At 71.5% G+C, this 17,942-nt stretch carries 20 protein-coding genes and 1 pseudogene; 9 read left to right on the forward strand and 12 right to left on the reverse strand.

Annotated features, from left to right (window positions below):
• Nucleotides 1–52: 52 nt before the first annotated feature.
• The 4 genes and pseudogenes from OG568_RS43340 to paaN form a co-directional block, all read right to left on the reverse strand.
• Nucleotides 53–928 carry a 3-hydroxyacyl-CoA dehydrogenase family protein gene (locus OG568_RS43340; protein ID WP_329535508.1) on the reverse strand — a complete coding sequence of 292 codons (876 nt, stop codon included), beginning with the start codon at nucleotides 926–928 and terminating at the stop codon, nucleotides 53–55.
• Nucleotides 925–1,678 (reverse strand): annotated as a pseudogene (locus tag OG568_RS43345) (enoyl-CoA hydratase/isomerase family protein). Before OG568_RS43345 ends, OG568_RS43340 begins: the two are co-directional and overlap by 4 nt.
• Nucleotides 1,675–2,898, reverse strand: a complete 1,224-nt coding sequence (locus OG568_RS43350; protein ID WP_329535509.1) for a thiolase family protein — start codon at nucleotides 2,896–2,898, stop codon at nucleotides 1,675–1,677. The pseudogene OG568_RS43345 and the gene OG568_RS43350 overlap by 4 nt, the downstream one beginning before the upstream one ends.
• The gene (gene paaN / locus OG568_RS43355; RefSeq protein WP_329535510.1) at nucleotides 2,891–4,615 is read right to left on the reverse strand and encodes a phenylacetic acid degradation protein PaaN; all 1,725 of its coding nucleotides are present in this window, start codon (nucleotides 4,613–4,615) and stop codon (nucleotides 2,891–2,893) included. The genes OG568_RS43350 and paaN overlap by 8 nt, the downstream gene beginning before the upstream one ends.
• A gap of 148 nt (nucleotides 4,616–4,763) precedes the next feature.
• Here paaN and paaI point away from each other — a divergent pair, with 148 nt between their 5' ends.
• Together paaI and paaK are read left to right on the forward strand one after the other, a co-directional pair.
• Nucleotides 4,764–5,153, forward strand: a complete 390-nt coding sequence (paaI, locus tag OG568_RS43360) for a hydroxyphenylacetyl-CoA thioesterase PaaI (RefSeq protein ID WP_266622170.1) — start codon at nucleotides 4,764–4,766, stop codon at nucleotides 5,151–5,153.
• Entirely contained in the window at nucleotides 5,150–6,505 is a 1,356-nt protein-coding gene (gene paaK / locus OG568_RS43365; RefSeq protein WP_329535511.1) for a phenylacetate--CoA ligase PaaK, read from the forward strand. Before paaI ends, paaK begins: the two co-directional genes overlap by 4 nt.
• A 71-nt stretch (nucleotides 6,506–6,576) precedes the next feature.
• Here paaK and OG568_RS43370 read toward each other — a convergent pair whose 3' ends face one another.
• Together OG568_RS43370 and OG568_RS43375 are read right to left on the reverse strand one after the other, a co-directional pair.
• On the reverse strand, nucleotides 6,577–6,927 hold the full coding sequence (locus OG568_RS43370) for a hypothetical protein (RefSeq protein WP_329535512.1): 351 nt from the start codon (nucleotides 6,925–6,927) through the stop codon (nucleotides 6,577–6,579).
• 4 nt (nucleotides 6,928–6,931) lie between these two features.
• Nucleotides 6,932–7,579: a TetR/AcrR family transcriptional regulator gene (locus OG568_RS43375; protein ID WP_329535513.1), complete on the reverse strand. Its 648-nt coding sequence runs from the start codon at nucleotides 7,577–7,579 to the stop codon at nucleotides 6,932–6,934.
• A gap of 152 nt (nucleotides 7,580–7,731) precedes the next feature.
• Between OG568_RS43375 and OG568_RS43380 the strand changes: the two genes are divergently transcribed.
• The 3 genes from OG568_RS43380 (at nucleotide 7,732) to OG568_RS43390 (ending at nucleotide 10,952) form a co-directional block, all read left to right on the forward strand.
• Nucleotides 7,732–8,763, forward strand: coding sequence for a medium chain dehydrogenase/reductase family protein (locus OG568_RS43380; protein WP_329535514.1), 1,032 nt, complete (start codon nucleotides 7,732–7,734; stop codon nucleotides 8,761–8,763).
• Nucleotides 8,764–8,899: 136 nt separating this feature from the next.
• Nucleotides 8,900–9,487, forward strand: coding sequence for an ester cyclase (locus tag OG568_RS43385; RefSeq protein WP_329535515.1), 588 nt, complete (start codon nucleotides 8,900–8,902; stop codon nucleotides 9,485–9,487).
• A 361-nt stretch (nucleotides 9,488–9,848) separates the two neighbouring features.
• Nucleotides 9,849–10,952: a PP2C family protein-serine/threonine phosphatase gene (locus tag OG568_RS43390; RefSeq protein WP_329535516.1), complete on the forward strand. Its 1,104-nt coding sequence runs from the start codon at nucleotides 9,849–9,851 to the stop codon at nucleotides 10,950–10,952.
• A gap of 10 nt (nucleotides 10,953–10,962) precedes the next feature.
• Here OG568_RS43390 and OG568_RS43395 read toward each other — a convergent pair whose 3' ends face one another.
• From OG568_RS43395 to OG568_RS43405, 3 genes are all read right to left on the reverse strand, one after another.
• Complete coding sequence (locus tag OG568_RS43395; RefSeq protein WP_329535517.1) at nucleotides 10,963–11,223, reverse strand: hypothetical protein; 261 nt, start codon at nucleotides 11,221–11,223, stop codon at nucleotides 10,963–10,965.
• Entirely contained in the window at nucleotides 11,210–11,476 is a 267-nt protein-coding gene (locus OG568_RS43400) for a DUF6400 family protein (protein WP_266580011.1), read from the reverse strand. The genes OG568_RS43395 and OG568_RS43400 overlap by 14 nt, the downstream gene beginning before the upstream one ends.
• Nucleotides 11,477–11,608: 132 nt before the next feature.
• Entirely contained in the window at nucleotides 11,609–12,313 is a 705-nt protein-coding gene (locus tag OG568_RS43405; protein ID WP_329371699.1) for a GAF and ANTAR domain-containing protein, read from the reverse strand.
• Nucleotides 12,314–12,568: 255 nt separating this feature from the next.
• Here OG568_RS43405 and OG568_RS43410 point away from each other — a divergent pair, with 255 nt between their 5' ends.
• The 3 genes from OG568_RS43410 (at nucleotide 12,569) to OG568_RS43420 (ending at nucleotide 13,924) form a co-directional block, all read left to right on the forward strand.
• Nucleotides 12,569–12,829 (forward strand): WhiB family transcriptional regulator, encoded by a 261-nt coding sequence (locus tag OG568_RS43410; protein ID WP_266417899.1) that lies wholly within the window; start codon nucleotides 12,569–12,571, stop codon nucleotides 12,827–12,829.
• A gap of 55 nt (nucleotides 12,830–12,884) precedes the next feature.
• Nucleotides 12,885–13,319, forward strand: coding sequence for an ATP-binding protein (locus OG568_RS43415; protein WP_329535518.1), 435 nt, complete (start codon nucleotides 12,885–12,887; stop codon nucleotides 13,317–13,319).
• Between the two features lie 269 nt (nucleotides 13,320–13,588).
• Nucleotides 13,589–13,924: a hypothetical protein gene (locus OG568_RS43420; protein WP_266417902.1), complete on the forward strand. Its 336-nt coding sequence runs from the start codon at nucleotides 13,589–13,591 to the stop codon at nucleotides 13,922–13,924.
• A 110-nt stretch (nucleotides 13,925–14,034) separates the two neighbouring features.
• On the opposite strand, the gene OG568_RS43425 is transcribed toward OG568_RS43420, so the two are convergent.
• The 3 genes from OG568_RS43425 to OG568_RS43435 form a co-directional block, all read right to left on the reverse strand.
• Complete coding sequence (locus tag OG568_RS43425; RefSeq protein ID WP_329535519.1) at nucleotides 14,035–14,490, reverse strand: ATP-binding protein; 456 nt, start codon at nucleotides 14,488–14,490, stop codon at nucleotides 14,035–14,037.
• Nucleotides 14,491–14,702: 212 nt separating this feature from the next.
• The gene (locus tag OG568_RS43430; RefSeq protein ID WP_329535520.1) at nucleotides 14,703–15,101 is read right to left on the reverse strand and encodes a hypothetical protein; all 399 of its coding nucleotides are present in this window, start codon (nucleotides 15,099–15,101) and stop codon (nucleotides 14,703–14,705) included.
• 166 nt (nucleotides 15,102–15,267) lie between these two features.
• Nucleotides 15,268–16,158, reverse strand: coding sequence for an LLM class F420-dependent oxidoreductase (locus tag OG568_RS43435; protein ID WP_266579999.1), 891 nt, complete (start codon nucleotides 16,156–16,158; stop codon nucleotides 15,268–15,270).
• Between the two features lie 121 nt (nucleotides 16,159–16,279).
• On the opposite strand from OG568_RS43435, the gene OG568_RS43440 reads away from it, so the two are divergent.
• Entirely contained in the window at nucleotides 16,280–17,911 is a 1,632-nt protein-coding gene (locus OG568_RS43440) for a family 43 glycosylhydrolase (RefSeq protein ID WP_329535521.1), read from the forward strand.
• Nucleotides 17,912–17,942 lie beyond the last annotated feature (31 nt).

Genomic DNA, 17,942 nt, shown 5'->3' on the forward strand with positions numbered 1-17,942 from the left:
AGTGTGACGGTTTTCTTCCGGCCCGGCAAGACTTTCGTTCGGCCGGGGCCGTTCAGGGCCAGGCGTAGAAACCCTGCCCCGTCTTCCGACCCAGCTCGCCGCGCGCGACCTTGTCACGCAGCAGCCGCGGCGGCGCGAAGCGCTCCCCGAGCGTGGCGTGCAGGTGTTCGGCGATGGCGAGACGTACGTCGAGTCCGACCAGGTCGGTCAGGCGCAGCGGGCCCATGGGGTGCTTGTAGCCGAGGCTCATGGCGTCGTCGATGGCCGCCGGTTCGGCGACCCCCTCCTCGACCATGCGGATCGCCTCGAGGCCCAGCGCCACGCCGAGGCGGCTGCTGGCGAACCCGGGGGAGTCCTTGACGACGACGTCCTTCTTGCCGAGGGCGTGCGTCCAGGCGAGCGCCAGCCGCACGGTCTCGTCCTCGGTCTCCGGGGCGACGACGATCTCGATCAGCTCGGAGGCCGGTACCGGATTGAAGAAGTGCATGCCGAGGAAGCGCCCGGGGCGGGAGAGGGCCGACGCGAGGTCGGTGACCGACAGGGAGCTGGTGTTGCTGGCCAGGACGGTCGCCGGACTCAGGACCCGCTCGGCGGCGGCGAGCAGCCGGGCCTTGAGCGACGCGTCCTCGGGGACGGCCTCGACGACGAGATCGGACGTCGGCGGCAGCTCGTCGACCGAGCCCACGACAAAGACCCGGCCGAGCACCTCCTCGGCGGGCGAGCCGAGCCTGCCGCGCTCGGCGGCCCGCTTCAGCCCGGTGGCGACCCGGTCCAGCGCGGCGGCCGCGGCCTGCTCGCCGCTCTCCACGACGGTCACGGACGAGCCCGCGGCCGCGAACGACTGGGCGATGCCGGCGCCCATCCGGCCGCCGCCGATCACGCCCACGACGGAGGGTGCGGAGGCGGTGTCTGCCGTGGCGGTGTTCATGCCCTGCTCCTCTTCTCCAGGAAGCGGGTCATCCGCTCCCGCTTGTCCGCTCCCTCGAACAGCACGGCCTGCGCCAGGTCGTCGGCGATCGGATGGGCGCCCGGCGAGTCGACCACGAGCTTGGTCAGGCGCAGGGCCGCGGCCGAGGAGCGGGCCATCCGGTCCAGCAGCGCGTGCGCCTCGTCGAGGAGCCTGTCGGCCGGTACGACATCGATGACCAGCCCGGCCGCCAGCGCCGCCCGCGCGTCCAGGTTCCGTCCGGCGAGCAGCACCTGCTTGGCCACCGACTCGCCGACCAGCTCGGGCAGCCGCCAGCAGGCCCCCGCCGCGGCGAGGATGCCCAGGCCCGGCTCGGGGTTGCCGAACACCGCGTCCGGTCCCGCGATGCGCAGATCGCAGGCGTACGACAGTTCGGCGCCACCGCCCACCGCCCAGCGCCCAGCCGTCGACCGCGGCGACGGTCGGCATGGGCAGTCTGCGCACCCGCTCGAACAGACGGCTGTTGATGCCCCGCAAGGCATCGTCGCGGCCGCGTCGCAGCAGCTCGGCGATGTCGGCGCCGCCCGCGAAGACCCCGCCGTGCCCGGTCAGCAAGAGGAACTTCGGGTCACGTTCCAGCAGGTCGCAGACAGCGTGCAGTTCTCGGATCATCAGCCCGCTGATGGCGTTGCGGGCCTCGGGGCGGTGCAGGGTGACGACGACCCGGTCGTCGCGCTCCTCGACCACCAGCGTCTCGTACACGCCGCTCATACGCGCTCCACGAGCATCGCGACGCCCTGGCCGACACCCACGCACAGGGCGGCCAGACCCCGGCGGGCGTCCGCGCGCTCCAGCCGGCCGAGCAGCGTGAGCAGGATGCGGGCGCCGGAGCAGCCGAGGGGATGGCCGAGCGCGATGGCACCGCCGTCGGCGTTGACCCTCTCCTCGTCGAGCTTCAACCGCCGTATCACCGCGAGTGCCTGCGCGGCGAAGGCCTCGTTCAGCTCGACCGCGTCCAGGTCGCCGCTCTCCAGGCCGGCCCGGGCGAGGGCCTTCTCGGTGGCGGGGACGGGGCCGAGACCCATCAGGTTGGGCTGTACGCCGGCCGAGGCGGAGGTGATGATCCGGGCGCGAGGGGTGAGCCCGTACCGTTCGACGGCCGCGGCGCTCGCCACCACCAGCGCGGCGGCGCCGTCGGACAGCGGCGAGGAGGAACCGGCGGTGACGATGCCGTCGGGGCGGAAGATGGTCCGCAGGGTGCCGAGCTTCTCCAGGGTCGTACCCGGGCGTGGGCCCTCGTCGCGGGTGACCTCCCCGTCCTTCACCCGGACCGGCACGATCTCGCGGTCGAAGCGGCCGGCCTCCTGCGCGGCCACCGCCCGCTGGTGGCTGCGCAGTGCGAAGGCGTCGGAGTCGGCACGGGTGATGCCGTCGAGCGCGGCGACCTCCTCGGCGGTCTCCCCCATCGACAGGGTCACCTTCGCCGTCTCGGGGCCCGCGTCGGCGGTGACGGACCGGTCGGCGGCCGTGAAGCGCGGGTTGGTGAAGCGCCAGCCCAACGAGGTGTCGTGCACCTCGCCCGGCTTGGCCCACGGGGTGCCGGGCTTGGCCATCACCCAGGGCGCGCGGGTCATCGACTCCACACCGCCCGCGACGACCAGGTCGGCCTCACCGGACCGGATCGCCTGGGCCGCGCTCGCGACCGCCGTCAGCCCGGACGCGCACAGTCGGTTGACGGTGTAACCGGGCACGGTGTGCGGGAGACCGGCGAGCAGCACGGCCATACGGGCCACGTCACGGTTGTCCTCACCGGCCTGGTTGGCCGCACCGAGGATCACCTCGTCCACGGCCTCGCCCGGTATCCCACTGCGCCGCACCGCCTCGCCGACGACCAGGGCCGCCAGGTCGTCCGGCCGTACGGAGGCCAGCGCGCCGCCGTACCGGCCCTGCGGGGTGCGGGCGCCGTCGACCAGAAAGACCTCATCAGGCATGTGCGGACTCCTCGGTGTGTTCCTCGGCGGTGGCGGGCCGGCGCGACTGCAGCGTGGCGAAGCGGCCGGTGACGAAGGCGGGGTCGGAGAGGGTGGCGCTGGCCGCCGGGTTGGCGGCGCTGCCGTGGAAGTCGCTGAAGGCGGCGGACTGGTTGACGAAGACGCCGCCGGTGAGGTTCTCCGACAGGTGCACGCCCACGTCGAGGGCCGCCAGCTCGGCGGCTGCCAGCACGTCCTCGTCGGTGGAGTGGACGGCTGCGGTCAGTGCGCCGTGCGCGCGCACGGTCTCCCGGAAGATCCGCAGGCTGTGCTCGGTGGAGTCGGTGCCGATCACGAAGGAGATCGGCCCGAACCACTCGCGGGTGTAGGTCTCCCGGTCGGCGTCCGCGTCCAGCAGGGCGACCAGCGGCGTACGGACGACCGCCTCGGGGTGCTCCGGGTGCTCGACCGGCGCGGACGCCCGCACCGTACGGCCGAGCCCGGCCGCTTGTGCCAACCGCTCGCGCACCGCGTCGTTGACGATCGCGCCGAGCGTGCCGGCCGCCCGGGCGGGGTCGCCGAGCAGCTTGTCGAGCGCCGTGCCGAGGTCGGCGGCGAACTCGTCGGCGCTCTTCACGCCCTGGTCGGTGGCGAAGCCCTCGCGGGGGACGAGGAGGTTCTGCGGAGTGGTGCACATCTGGCCGCTGTAGAGGGACAGCGAGAAGGCCAGATTGCCCAGCAGCCCGCGGTAGTCGTCCGTCGAATCCAGGACGACGGTGTTCAGGCCCGCCTTCTCCGTGTACACGGCGGCTTGGCGGGCCTGGGTCTCCAGCCAGTCGCCGAAGGCGGTGGAGCCGGTGAAGTCGATGATCCGTACGTCCGGGTGGAGGGCGTACATCGAAGCCGTACGCTCCTCGGCGCTCTCCGCCGCCAGGATCACCAGGTTCGGATCGAAGCCGGCCTCGGCCAGCACCTCGCGTGCGATCCGCACGGTGATCGCCAGGGGCAGGACGGCGCCCGGGTGCGGCTTGACGACGACGGGGTTGCCGGTGACCAGGCTGGCGAACAGGCCGGGGTAGCCGTTCCAGGTCGGGAAGGTGTTGCAGGCGATCAGCAGCGCCACCCCGCGTCCGACCGGCGTGAACTTCTTCTCCATCACCAGCGGGCCGCCCTTGCGCTGCGGTTTGCTCCAGCGGGCCGCTCCCGGATGGCGCTTCTGCTCCGCCCAGGCGTACGCCACCGCTTCCAGACCGCGGTCCTGAGCGTGCGGTCCGCCCGCCTGGAACGCCATCACGAAGGCCTGGCCGGTGGTGTGCTGCACGGCGTGCGCGATCTCGAAACTCGCGGCGTTGAGCCGGGCCAGGATCTCCGCCGCCACACCGGCCCGGGTGTCGGGGCCCGCGGCACGCCAGGAACCGGTGGCGGCCTTCGCGGCGGCCACGGCCTCGTCCGGCGTGAGACGGGGGTAGGTGACACCGAGCGGGAAGCCGTACGGGGAGGTCTCGGTGGCCGGCACCGTGCCGCTCGCCGGGTGGCCGGTCAGCTCGAAGTGACCGCCCAGCCGCTCGTGGAAGGCGGCTTCCCCGGCCTTCGCCGCGTCCTCCCCGTACAGCGATTTGCTGGGCGACTCCGGATACGGGGTCCAGTGGCCGCGGTGCGCGGTGGCGGCGACCGCCTGCTCCAGCAGGGCGCGGTGCCGGGCGAAGAAGTCCGGGCGCTCGGGGCGGTTCTGGGGCATGCGTTCCACCTCTTGACAGGCAGTGGTGATGCTGGATTACTAGGCCGTGCCGAACGCTAACCGAATGTTCGGTCGGGACACAAGGTGGTGAAAACCGGTGACACGGGCCACAGGAACGACATCGGCCGAGGGGACGCCCACCGAGGCGATGTTCGCCGCGGACGAGGCGTCCCGGGCGCTGGGCATCGAGCTTCTCGATCAGGGCGAAGGGGCCGCCACGCTCCGGATGACCGTGACGCCGACGATGGTGAACGGACACAAGATCGCCCACGGCGGCTATCTGTTCCTGCTCGCCGACACCGCCTTCGCCTGCGCCTGCAACAGCCACGGACCCGTGACCGTCGCGGCCGGAGCCGACGTCGACTTCATCGCCCCGGCGTACGAGGGTGATGTCCTGGTGGCCACGGCGCGGGAGCGCACCCGGTTCGGCCGCAGCGGCATCTACGACGTGAGCGTGCTGCGCGGCGACGAGGTGATCCTGGAGTTCCGCGGACGCAGCCGCAGCATCAGAGGCACGACGACGAAGGAGTCGCGATGAACACCGCAGCGACGGCAGGCGCGGCCGCGGACCCCCGCCCGGCCCGCCTGGGAGAGCCGCTTCCCCAGGATCTGCTGGACGAGGGCGAGCGCCTCACCCGCGAGCAGCTGAGGGAGCTTCAACTCGACCGTCTGCGGGCGACGTTGCGGCACGCGTACGACAACGTGGAGCTGTACCGCAAGAAGTTCGACGAGGCCGGGGTCAAGCCCGACGACTGCCGCTCCCTGGCGGACCTGTCCCGGTTCCCCTTCACCACCAAGGCGGATCTGCGGGAGACCTACCCCTTCGGCATGTTCGCCGTCCCGATGGCGGACGTACGGCGCATCCACGCCTCCAGCGGCACCACGGGCCGCCCCACGGTCGTCGGATACACCGAGAACGACCTCTCCATGTGGGCCGACATGATCGCCCGCTCGATCCGCGCGGCCGGCGGCCGCGCGGGCCACAAGGTGCACATCTCCTACGGGTACGGCCTGTTCACCGGCGGCCTGGGCGCGCACTACGGCGCCGAGCGCGCCGGCTGTACGGTGATCCCGGCCTCCGGCGGTATGACGGCCCGCCAGGTGCAGATCATCCAGGACTTCGAGCCCGAGATCATCATGGTCACCCCGTCCTACATGCTCACCCTGCTCGACGAGTTCGAGAGGCAGGGCGTCGACCCGCGTACGACCTCCCTCCAGGTGGGCATCTTCGGGGCCGAGCCGTGGACGGAGGCGATGCGCCGGGAGATCGAGGAGCGCATGGACATCCACGCGGTCGACATCTACGGCCTGTCCGAGGTGATCGGCCCGGGGGTGGCGCAGGAGTGCGTCGAGACCAAGGACGGGCTGCATGTGTGGGAGGACCACTTCTACCCCGAGGTGGTCGATCCGTTCACCGGCGCCGTGCTGGCCGAGGGCGAGGAGGGCGAGGTGGTCTTCACCTCCCTCACCAAGGAGGCCCTGCCGATCATCCGCTACCGGACCCGCGACCTGTCCCGGCTGCTGCCCGGCACCGCCCGGCCCGCCTTCCGCCGCATCGAGAAGATCACCGGTCGCTCCGACGACATGATCATTCTGCGCGGTGTGAACGTCTTCCCCAGCCAGATCGAGGAGATCGTGCTGCGCACGCCCGGCGTCGCCCCGCACTTCCAGGTGCAGTTGACCCGGCGCGGCCGGATGGACCACATGACCGTCCGTGTCGAGGCGCGCCCCGGGGTCGGGAGCGAGCGGCGGGAGGCGGCCGCGAAGGAGATCGCCCAGGGTGTCAAGGACGGCGTGGGTGTCACCGTCGAGGTGACGATCGTCGACCCGGAGACATTGGAGCGCTCGCTGGGCAAGCTCCGCCGGGTGAAGGATCTCCGTCAGCAGTGACCGGCCGGTGACTGGCACGTCCCCGCCGTCGGCCGTGCGTCGGCTGCGGGGCGCAGGCACTCCTCCCGGCTTCAGGGGATGTCGGACGCGGCCTTCCGCAAGCGGCGGTCCGGCAGGGTGTCCAGTGCGGTCAGGTCGGGCTCGCCGAATTCACCGAACGCGGCCCGCGGGTTCCGTGCGTGGACGACCGCGGCCCGGTCGAGGACTTCGCGGCGGTGTCGGTGATGGCGGCGACGGCGACCCGGCGGTCGGTGGGGGCACGGGCGGCGCTCGACGTAGTCGGCCGTCTGAATCCGGTCGATCAGCCTGGTGATGCCGCTGGTGGTGAGCGCGATCTGGTCGGCCGGCGCGCCCCTGTCCTTCGGCGTCGCCAACTTCCTGATCCTGTGGTCGGGGTGGACCACGGACCGGAAACCGGGCATCGCGTCAGTGCGCCGACAGGTCGGCCAGTTCGGCGGCGAACATCAGGGCGGGGTCGAAGCCCATCCCGGTGAAGTGGCCCGCGAGCTCCAGAGACAGAACTCCGTGCAGCCGGGTCCAGAAGGCCAGGGCCCGGCGCAGGGCCTCGGGCGGGGCGGGGTGGCCGTCCGCCCACGCCCTGTGCGCTTCGACGTGTGTGTCGAACGGCGTCGCGGGGCCGCCGGGAGGCAGCGCGGCGCAGGCCTCGAGCAGGATCGTCATGATCTCGGACGCGATCACGGTGATGTCGTCCGGCGCGTGGTAGCCCGGTACGGGTGTGCCGTAGACGAGGAAGTACCGCTGCGGGTCCTCCAGGGCCCACCCGCGCAGGGCGTGCGCGAGCGCGACCGGGCCGGCACCGGATTCGGAGGCCGCGCGGAAGGTGTCGGCGAGGCTTCGGTACGCCTCCCTGACGAGATCGGTGATCAGCTCGTCGCGTCCGGCGCAGTACCGGTAGAGCGCGGGCCCGCTCATGCCCATCTGCCTGGCGATCGCGTTGAGGGAGAGCGCGGAAGCCCCCGCCGCGGCGATCTGCTCCCACGCCCGTTCCCTGATCTCCGCACGTACGTGGGCGCGGTAGCGCTCACGAGGGGTCCGCGCGCCTGTGTCGACCATTGGCCTGCCACCTTTCGGCCTTCGCGAAGATAGAGCATCAAGATTTAGTTAGAAGCTATCACGAAACTTCTTGACTCTCCCTGTCGCATCGAGTTATAACTTCTAACGAACGCAAGAGTGAGTAATCAACGCGGAGCGCAGTGGAGGTCGTCATGAACGCCGAAGGACTCGTCGAGGTCGTACTGCCGGGCAAGGTGGAGCCGGAAGGGCTGGAGATCCGGCACGGAGCCGTGCCCGTCGCGGGGCCCGGAGAGGTCGTGATCCGGATGGAGGCGACCGGTGTCTCCTTCGCGGAGCAGCAGATGCGCCGCGGCCGGTACTACGACCAGCCGGCGTTCCCGTTCGTGCCCGGCTACGACCTGGTCGGCACGGTCCTCACGGCCGGCGAGGGCGTAGAGCCCGGCCTGGCCGGGACCCGGGTGGCCGCGCTGGTCAAGGTCGGCGGCTGGGCCAGTCACGTGCTCGTCGAGGCGGCGGACGTGGTGCCGGTGCCCGACGGGGTCGGCGCGGCGGAGGCGGAGACCGTGGTGGTCAACGGCATCACCGCCTGGCAGATGCTGCACCGCAAGGCACGCATCCGCGCGGGGCAGACCATTCTGGTCCACGGTGCCAACGGTGGCGTCGGCTCGGTTCTGGTCCAGCTCGCCCACGCCGCGGGCGTGAAGGTGATCGGCACGGCGTCCGCGCGCCACCACGACGCGCTGCGGGAGCGGGGCGTCATCCCCGTCGACTACCGCACCGAGGACGTGGCCGCACGGGTCCGCGAGCTCGCCCCCGGCGGGGTGGACGCCGTCTTCGACCACGTCGGCGGCCGCAGCGCGGTCGACTCCTGGCACCTCCTCGCGCCCGGCGGCACGCTCGTCGCGTACGGCAGCGCCTCCACCCGGGACGACGAGGGCTCCAAGCAGTGGCCCGTGCTCAAGCTGCTCGGCCGGGTGTGGTTGTGGAACGCGCTGCCCAACCGCCGCCGCGCCTACTTCTTCAACGTCTGGGCCGGGCGGGCCCTGGCCAAGAACCGGTTCCGGGCCCGGCTGCGCGCCGACCTCACCCAGGTCTTCGGAGCCCTCCAGAGCGGTGACGTCACGGCCCAGATCGCCGCCCAACTGCCCCTCACCCGCGTCGGCGAAGCCCTGCGGCTGGCCGAGTCCGGCACCGTGGCCGGGAAGGTCGTACTGAACCCCTGACACGTGGTTCTGGTGCCGCCGATCGCACGCCCTTTCCCCGCACGCCCTTCCCCCTGCCTTCCCTTCACCTGCTTCCCCTTCCCTTGCCTTCCCTTCGCCTGTAGTCCCTCCATTACCCGAGACGCGAGGAACCGTCATGACCGCCACCCGCACCATCCGCACCACCCCGAGGCGCCACCGGGCGCGACTGCTCGTCCCCGCGGCGATCGCCGCCCTCGCCTTCACCGCCACGACGGCCGCCGCGGACACCGCACCGGCAACCGCGGCCGAGCGGACGGTCGCGGCCCACGACCGCCGGGGAGCCGAGCAGACGCCGAAGGCGATGCTCGACGCGTGGCTGCGGCTCTGGAACGGCGATTTCGCCCAGGCCCCGGGCATCATCTCGCCCGGGTTCCGGGTCCACGCCGCCCTCCTCGACGGCGGTGACGGCAGTTCCATCCGGGGCGTCGACGGCCTGGTGGCCTGGATCGGCCAGACCCGCGCGGCATTCCCCGACCTGCGCTTCACCATCGAGGTCCCCCCTCTGGTCGACGGCCGCTACGCATCCGTGCGCTGGACGGCCACCGGCACCTACGCCGGCGGCTTCCCCGGGGCCAAGGCCGAGCCCGGGACCGTGGTCACCTTCACCGGTACCGACACACTCCGCACCCGGGACGGCAGGTTCGTGGAGTACTGGGTCAACACCGACACCCTGAGCCTGCTCACCCAGCTCCAGGCACTCTGAAGCACTGCCTCCCGGAGCAGGGCGGTGACGGGTGTGTCGTCGGCAGGGTCCGGTGCTTGACATGCCGTTGAGTGGAGCAATGACCGGTACGCCGTGCCGGGGCCCAGCAGGCTGGGCGTCCTGCCGAAACCGTGTGCCAGGAGTTCCGTGTGAACAGGCTGCATCAAACGAGCCGTCAGTCGTGCCGTCCGCTCGCGGGCCCGCTCTCAGTGCACCCCCCCGCTTCGGCGACGTCCCCGCTCCCGCCCCTCGCACAGCGTCGCGGGACGCCGTGAGGTGGCGGGGCCGCGGCACGGAGGCGGGGAGCGCCGCGCCGCAGCCGGACAGCACGGGCCGCTCGCTGCCGGCACCGCCCGTGTGGATGCGCTGGCTACCCCTGTTCTACGTCGCGGCCGTTCTGTTGATCGAGCCCATCACGCCCGTGGAGTGGCCGGTGAGCTTCCTGCTGATCGCGCTCCCGTTGGTGGCCGCCTTCGCCCACGGACCCCTGACGGTCGTCGGTGTCACCGTCTTCGCCGTCGTGCTTGAGGGGGTTCTCGCCGGCACCCCGTGCTGTGCGGGACGTTCCGTCGGCGACCTGTTGTGGGACCGCCACTACGTGGCCGCCTACATCTGCACCGTCCTCGTCGGCACCCTGGGAACCATCCTGGCCGTCAGCAGGACGCGAAGGGAGCGCACGCTGGCCACCGTGCGCTTCGTGGCCGAGATCGCCCAGCGCGTGCTGCTCAGGCCCGTTCCGCACCGCGTCGGTGACATCCTGGTGGAGAGCTTCTACCTCTCCGCCGACGCGGAGGCACGTGTCGGCGGCGACCTCTACGAGGCGGTGCCCACGACGCACGGCCTCCGCCTCGTGATCGGCGACGTCCGAGGCAAGGGTCTGTTCGCCGTGGAGACCGCCGCCGCCCTGCTCGGTGCCTTCCGCGAAGCCGCCCACGACGAACCCGATCTCGCCGCCCTGGCGCGCCGGGTGGAGACCAGCGTGAGCCGCCGGGCCTCCTACTACCCCGGCAGCGACATGGCGGAGCGCTTCGTCACCGCGGTCTTCGCGGAAATCGTGACCCCCGCCCGTGTCGTGCGGATCGTCAACTGCGGCCACCCGCCCCCTCTGCTCATCAGCGGCGCCGAAGTCACCGAACTGGAGACGCGCCAGTCCTCACCGCCCCTGAACCTCGGCGTGCTCGTCGGAGAGCCCTACCACTCCGACGAACATCCCTTCCGGCCGGGCGATCAGCTCCTGCTGTACACCGACGGCGTCAGCGAGACACGCGACCGGGACGGCGTCTTCTACCCCCTCGTCGAGCGAGTCCGCTCCTGGGGCCTTCTCCCGCCCCGGGAACTCCTCGACCGTCTCCACCACGATCTGCTCGCCTACAGCGGCAACCGTCTCCACGACGACACGGCCGCCCTCGTCGCCTGCTACGTCCCCGACGAACGGCTGGCACCCACCGACCAGCACGCCCTCTGAGCCGGAGTGATCAGTGGGTATCCGGGCGGCCGCCGGTGATGCGGTTCCACAGGGAGCGGGTGGCGCCGAAGCCGCTCTCGTGGACCCACACATGCGTGCAGGACGGGCACTGAAGGTGGAGCAGGCTGCCGGTGTTGGAGAGCAGATAGCGCCAGTGGTCGGAGCAGGTACGCCGTTGCTCGCACGGTACGCATCCGCGACTGTCGTTGCAGTTCGGACAGCTCACCCAGGCGCGGCGCCCGCGGTCCGCCTGCGGGTCAAGCGGCAGCACGGCCGTCGCCCCGCGGGGGGAGCACCCCGGCCGCGACCAGGTCGTCGTACAGGCGCTGCTGCTCCTCGTCGAGACCGGAGTACAGCAGGTCGTACGCCGCCTCCTCGCCGCGCATGACCTCGATCGGGTCCCAGTCGGAACCGAGGGCGGCCAGGACCTGGGCCTGTCGTTGCCCCTCTTGAGCGGTGAGGTCGACGGAGAAGTCGACCAGCGCGGGGGTGTCGTCGGGAGGCGGGGGGTTATGTGGGGCCATGAAACAAAACTTAGGTATGCCTTCTTTGCCGGGGCAAGAGAGGGTGGCCGAAGTCACAGCAGGTCGGCGGCCGTTTCGACGGTCTTCGCCGGGTGGCCCGTGCCGGCTCGCCGCCCGCTGAGCCCGCGGCGGTCAGCTGGGCTTCTCGCCGGTCTCGCAGATGCGGCGGGCGATCTCGCGGAGTTTTATGTTGTGGTCCTGGGACGCCTTCTTGAGCAACTGGAAAGCGGTGTCCTCGGTCAGCTCGTAGCGCTCCATGAGGATGCCCATGGCCTCGCCGATCTCGTGACGGGTCTCCAGGGCGTCGCCGAGCTGCTGATGCGTACGGGCCGCGGAGAAGGCCACCGCGGCGTGCGAGGCGAGGATCCAGCCGGCACGCTGAGCGGCCTCGTCGAAGGTGTGCGGCCGACGGGAGTAGAGGTTGAGGGCGCCGAGCTCGTCGTCCTCGGTGAAGAGGAGGAAGCCCATCACGCTTCCCATGCCCAGCTTCCTCAGCTCGGGAGCGAAGCGGGACCAGCGCTCATGCGGCCGGTTCAGGTCCTCGATGGTGTAGATCTGCTGACGGTCGGTCACGGCGTCGAAGCACGGGCCTTCCCGCAGATCCTGCTGGATCCGGTCCGCGCGGCGCACCACGTCGCTCGTGGCGGCCAGGGGATGCACCTCACCCCGCCGCACGGTGAGGATGCCGGCGTCGTCGCATCCGTTGATGAGAACCGTCGCATGCTGCACAACGCGGTCCAAGGTGTCCTGGACCGAGTCCTGGGCCAGCAGATCCCGCGCCATTTCCGCCAGGGCGACGGCGAACTGCTCCCAGACCTCGCCGGGCTCGTGCGACATGTGCCACCTGCTTGTCCGTCGAAGCGCCGCCGTCGCTCATCCGCGGTCCCATCTTCCCACTCGGGCGTCCCCGCCGCGCCGGACGGGCATGGGGGCGCCGTACCCGTACACGGCTGTCCGCGTCGTCCTCGCTCAAACGGTGCCGTTTCCGCGAAACCGGCTGTTTCACAGGTGCGATCAAGGGTGACCCGAAGGAGGACCGAAATCCCACGAACAACAGATCGCGCGAGACCATCGCGATCTCAGGAGGCCCCCATGAACGACTGGCGCGAGTCCGCGGCCTGCCGGACCGTCGATCCCGATCTGTTCTTCCCCATCGGTAGCACCGGCCCCGCGCTGCCTCAGGTCGAAGAGGCGAAGGCGGTCTGCCGACGCTGCCCCGTCCGTGAGGAATGCCTTCGCTGGGCGCTCGACACGGGCCAGACCATCGGCGTCTGGGGCGGTACGAGTGAGACCGAACGACGCGCGCTGAGGCGGCGCACGGTCGCCCGTAGGTCCCGGGACTCCGGCGCGTAGGCACGCGGTCGCGAGGAGGAGGAGGACATCCCGCCGACGAGACCGGGGAGGCGCGATGGAAAGCGACCCCAATGGGGACGAGAAGGTGTCGGGCGCCGAGCCCGAGGGCCTCACCAGCGCTTTTCCCGGACAGCTGCGCAACGTGACCGACGCTCGTCTCGTGGCGGACGACTATCTGCGCGAACTCGCGCGGACGTCGCCGCCCGAGTCGGCCGAGCACTGGGACGACGTTCTGCTGGTGGTGACGGAGCTGGCCGCCAACACGGTCCAGTACGCTCCGGGACCTTTCGAGCTCCGGATCCGCCGCACCTTCGACGGTGTGCATGTCACGCTGCGCGACAGCAGCACCACGCCGCCCGCGGCTCGCCGCGTCGACCCGGCCCACGGCTCGGGCGGAATCGGCTGGCATCTGCTCCACGCGCTCTGCCAGCAGGTGAGTGTCGTGGTGCGGCCCGACGGCAAGGATGTGCACGCCTTCCTCCCCTGGTGAGCGTTGTCTCGCCCCTGCTGCCGCCCGCGCACAGACACCGCCGCACCAGCGGTGAACGGGATCGGAAACCCGGACGGGACCGGAACCGGGGAGCGTCCCGGAACAGTCCGACCGCATTGTCAGTGCCCTCCGCGACAATGCCGAGCAGCGAGAACGTCACCGCTCCCGGCGGTACGCGATCGAACCCGTCCGTCGAAAGGCCGCCCGCACATGACGCCCGCTCTCCGCCGCCGCGCCGTGCCGCGAGCCCTGAACGGAGGCCGCTGACGATGCTCCGATCCCTCCCGCGCTCGCCCGCGGCACTCAGCCCCGGTGGCGCCGAGGTCCTGCGTCTGATCACCGTGCAGCGCGTTCCCGTCTGCCTCACCGTGCATGCCAACGGGCGGCGACGGTACGGCTATTGGCAGCCTCTCAGTTCCGAGACGGGACGGGGAGGCTGTTACGTGGCCCTCCCCACGGACGAGTGCGACGTGCTGCATGCGGCGGGCCGGATCGAGCTGGGCGACCCGGTGGTGGACCCGGCGAAGACCACGTATCCGGTGCGCCCCGTCGTGCGAGGCGCACCCTCGGCGACCGGCACGCCCCGGCAGGCGCTCACGGCGTGAGCTCGATCAGCCTGCCGGGGCCCGTCGCGCGGACGGCTTCCCGTCGGCCAAGGCGTCTCCGGCCGCTCGTCCCGCCGCTGGTACGAAAGGTGGGAACCCCGTTAGGGGACTCATCGCGGTGTGAGCGGTACGACGGCCGTGATGCGTTTGCCGCCGGCGTGGAGCTCCGCGATGGTGATGTCGCGGGCGAGTCGGCAGATGATCGGCCAGCCATGGCCTCCGATCCTCATGGGTCCGAGGCCGTCGGCGTGCTCTGCCGGTGTGGGCAGTTCCCGGCTGTGGTCGCTCACCGACAGGCGTACTTCCCGGTCGACCAGCATCACCTCGAACTCGGTGACACCGCCGCCGTGCAGCATCGCGTTGGTGGTGAGTTCCGAGGCGACGAGCAGGGCGTCGCCGACGGCGATGTCATCGCCCGCGCCCTCGCGTCCGCCGGATCGCCGCGCGCCTTCGAGCGCGTGCCTGACCGCCTCGCGCACGTCGGCCGGACTGTGCGGTCCGGGTGAGCACGGTCGCCCCGGGGCGGTCGCCGGGTCGGTGGAGTCGGTCCGGTAGTCCGCGCACATTCCTCTCTCCTTTGCCTGAAAAGACATGGGCCCACCGCAAGTGGGTGCGGCGGGCCCTGGGCAAGGCGTGGTCCTCGGCCACTGGGTTCGACGGTGCGCTCCAGCACTACGCCTGACCTGGCAAGCCCAGTCCAAACCTGTCCGTTGGGGCAGGACGTCCTGCGGGGTTGCGATCCACTTCGGAAGGGCGGCGGAGGCGGGGGGGCGACCGGTCAGTACCAGGGCTGGTCGACCACCTGGGCGGGCTTCTTGCGGCGGCCGGCGATGAGGCCGCCGGCCGCACCCAGCGAGACCAGGCCCATGCCGACGGCGGCCATGATCCCCTTCGCGCCGTCCATGGTGAAGTAGCAGACCGCGGCCACGGCGCCGTTGAACAGGAACAGGAACCACAGCACCGGCGGCGTCGACAGGAACGCCTTGATCCTCGGCTTCTTCGCGATGCGCGAGCCCGCGACGAGTGACACGGCGACACCGGCGTACGTGGCCACGTCCTTCCGCGTGCCGTCGAGCACGGCACCGGAGGCGGAGCTCGCGGCGAGGCCGCCCACGAAGAACGACCAGAGCAGCAGGTTGGCGACGAACGACTTCACGGCGGCGAGCAGCGACTTCACGGGATTTTCCTTTGGAAGGGGACGCGCAGGTCCGTTGCGATCTCTGCCGTCAACGATCCCGTCGCCCGCCCGCCGCCACGAGGGGCCGGCCCCCCGGATCGATGGTGTAGCGCGTTACACCATCGATCCGGGGGCGCCGGCAAGGACCTGGAAGCGCGGGGGAGAGTCAGAGCAGCATGCCCGCCAGCCGCCGCCACTCCTCGCGCGGAAGGGAGTCGGGGGACTGCCCGGTCACCACCTGGATTGCCACGTGGTCCGCGCCCGCCGCGTGGAAGGCGTCAAGACGTGCGCGGATACGGTCCTCGTCGCCCCAGGCGAAAAGCGCGTCCACGAGACGGTCGCTGCCGCCGTCCGAGAAGTCGGACTCGGCGAAGCCCAGCCGCAGAAAACTGTCGGTGTAGTTCGGCAGCGACAGATAGAGGGCGAGGACGCCCCGGGCCAGAGCGCGGGCGCGGTCCGGGTCCGTCTCCAGGACGACCTTGAACTCCGGTGCCAGCAGCGGGACTTCGCCCAGGATCTCGCGGGCCTGCGCGGTGTGTTCCGGCGTCACCAGGTACGGGAGCGCCCCGGCGGCGCGGTCACGCGACAGCTTCAGCATCTTCGGGCCGAGGGCGGCGAGCATCCGGCGCCCGGCGGGCACTCCCACCGCGTCCAGCGCGTCCAGATGGGCGACCATGCTCGCGTAGGGGCGGCGGTACTGGTCCGCGAGCTTGGCGTGGCTCACCCCGAGGCCGAGCACGAAGCGCCCCAGGTGGGCCGTCTCCAGATCGGCGAAGCTCACCGCGCTCGCGGAGGCGTCCTGCGTCCAGATGCTCTGGATGCTGGTCCCCACGATGAGCCGCTCGGTCGCCGCGATGAGCGGCGCCGCGTTCTCCGCGGTGCTGCTGCCGCCCAACCAGACCGCTCCGAAGCCGAGTTGTTCCAGCTCGACGGCCGCCTCGGCGCGCTCGCCCGCTCGCTGCGGATCCTCTGATCGCAGACCCACGCTCCAGATGCCGTACCGCCCGACGGCCTCCTTCAGCGAGCGGACCTGGTTCTCGGTCGTGACGTCGTTCATCGATTCCGATCCCTTCGGTTACGGGTTCCCGGCGGCCGAACCACCGTTGCCTGCGAACGTGTTCGACACTACGGTCCTCTTCGATCACCCGCTCTCGATCATCGCCCCTCGAAGGAGACGTATGCGGCAGCGGACCGCGCAGGTTGTCCGGAACCCGGTCCTGGCCGGCTCGCATCCGGACCCGTCCATCCTCCGTGTGGGGGCCGATTTCTACCTGGCGACCTCGACGTTCGAGTGGTGTCCGGGCGTACGGCTGCACCATTCCAGGGACCTCGTGCACTGGCGGCCCCTGGGCGGTGCCCTGGACGGCACCCGATTGCTGGACCTGACCGGCTGCCCGGACTCCGGCGGTGTGTGGGCGCCGAACCTGAGCTACGCGGACGGCTTGTTCCACCTGGTCTACAGCAATGTGTCGACATACGCGGGCGGCTTCACCGACAGCCCCAACCACCTGGTCACCGCGGAGTCGATCGACGGGCCCTGGTCCGACCCGGTGCCGTTGCACGCGCGCGGTTTCGACGCCTCCCTCTTCCACGACGGCACCGACAGCCGGCTGCTGAACCTGGTCCACGACTGGCGTCCGGGCCACGGCGGTTCGGCCGGCCTGGAGGCGACCCGGTACGACCGCGCCACGCGCCGCCTGGTCGGCGAGCCCGAACCCGTCGTGCTGCCGCCGGGGGCCGACTGGATCGAGGGCCCCAACCTCTACCGCCGCGGCCCCTGGTACTACCTGCTCACCGCGGACGGCGGCACGGGCTACGACCACCAGGTCACCGTCGCCCGCTCGCGTGCCTTGACCGGCCCCTACGAACGCGACCCCGGGGGCCCGTTGATCACCGCCCGCCACGACCCGGATCTGCCCCTCCAGAAGGCCGGGCACGGCAGCCTGGTGGACACCCCCGGCGGCCTGTCGTATCTCGCCTATCTGGTCGCCCGGCCGCACGGCCGGCACGGACCGTGCGTCCTGGGCCGCGAGACCGCGCTGGCACCCGTCACCTGGACCCCGGACGGATGGCCGCGCACCCTCACGGGCCTGCCCGCCCTGGAGGTACCGGCCCCCGACGCGCTCGTCGACGGCGCCCCCTCACGCCCGGACGGCCATGGCGACCCGCAAGACCCGGCGGACTCCGACGGTTTCGACCGGCCGGTGCTGGGACCCCAGTGGTCCACGCTGCGCCGACCCCCGGCCCCCGACTGGCTGTCCCTGACCGACCGCGCCTCCCACCTGCGGCTGCGCGGCGGTCGCTCCCCGCAGAGCCTGATCGGCCCCAGCCTGGTGGCGCGCCGGGTGACCGCAGCACGCTGCGCGTTCGAGGCCACGATGGAGTACCGGCCGCGGACCTTCCAGCAACTGGCCGGGATCACCGCGTACTACAACACCCGCACCTGGTACTTCCTGCACGTCACCGCGGACGACGAGGGGCGCGCGGTGCTGCGCGTGGCGGCCCGCGACCGGGGCGCGCTCACCGTCGACGAAGCGGGCGGGGAACCTCTCGGCGCCACCACGCGGCTGCGCCTCGGTCTCGACCTCGACGGATCCGCCCTGCGCTTCCGCTACGACACGGGCCCCGGCTGGCGTCCCCTCGGCCCGCCGCTCGACGCGACCGTGCTGTCCGACGAACACGCCGAGGAGATGGAGGGCGACCAGATCCGCGCCCTCGGGTTCACCGGCGCGTTCGTCGGACTGTGGGCCTGGGACCTGACCGGGGGCGGCCTGCACGCCGACTTCGACGAGGCGACGTACCGCACCTGAAGCCCGCCGTTCGGCCCGGGCCGCGGGGCCG

It is taken from the genome of Streptomyces sp. NBC_01450 (assembly GCF_036227505.1).
Lineage (GTDB): Bacteria > Actinomycetota > Actinomycetes > Streptomycetales > Streptomycetaceae > Streptomyces.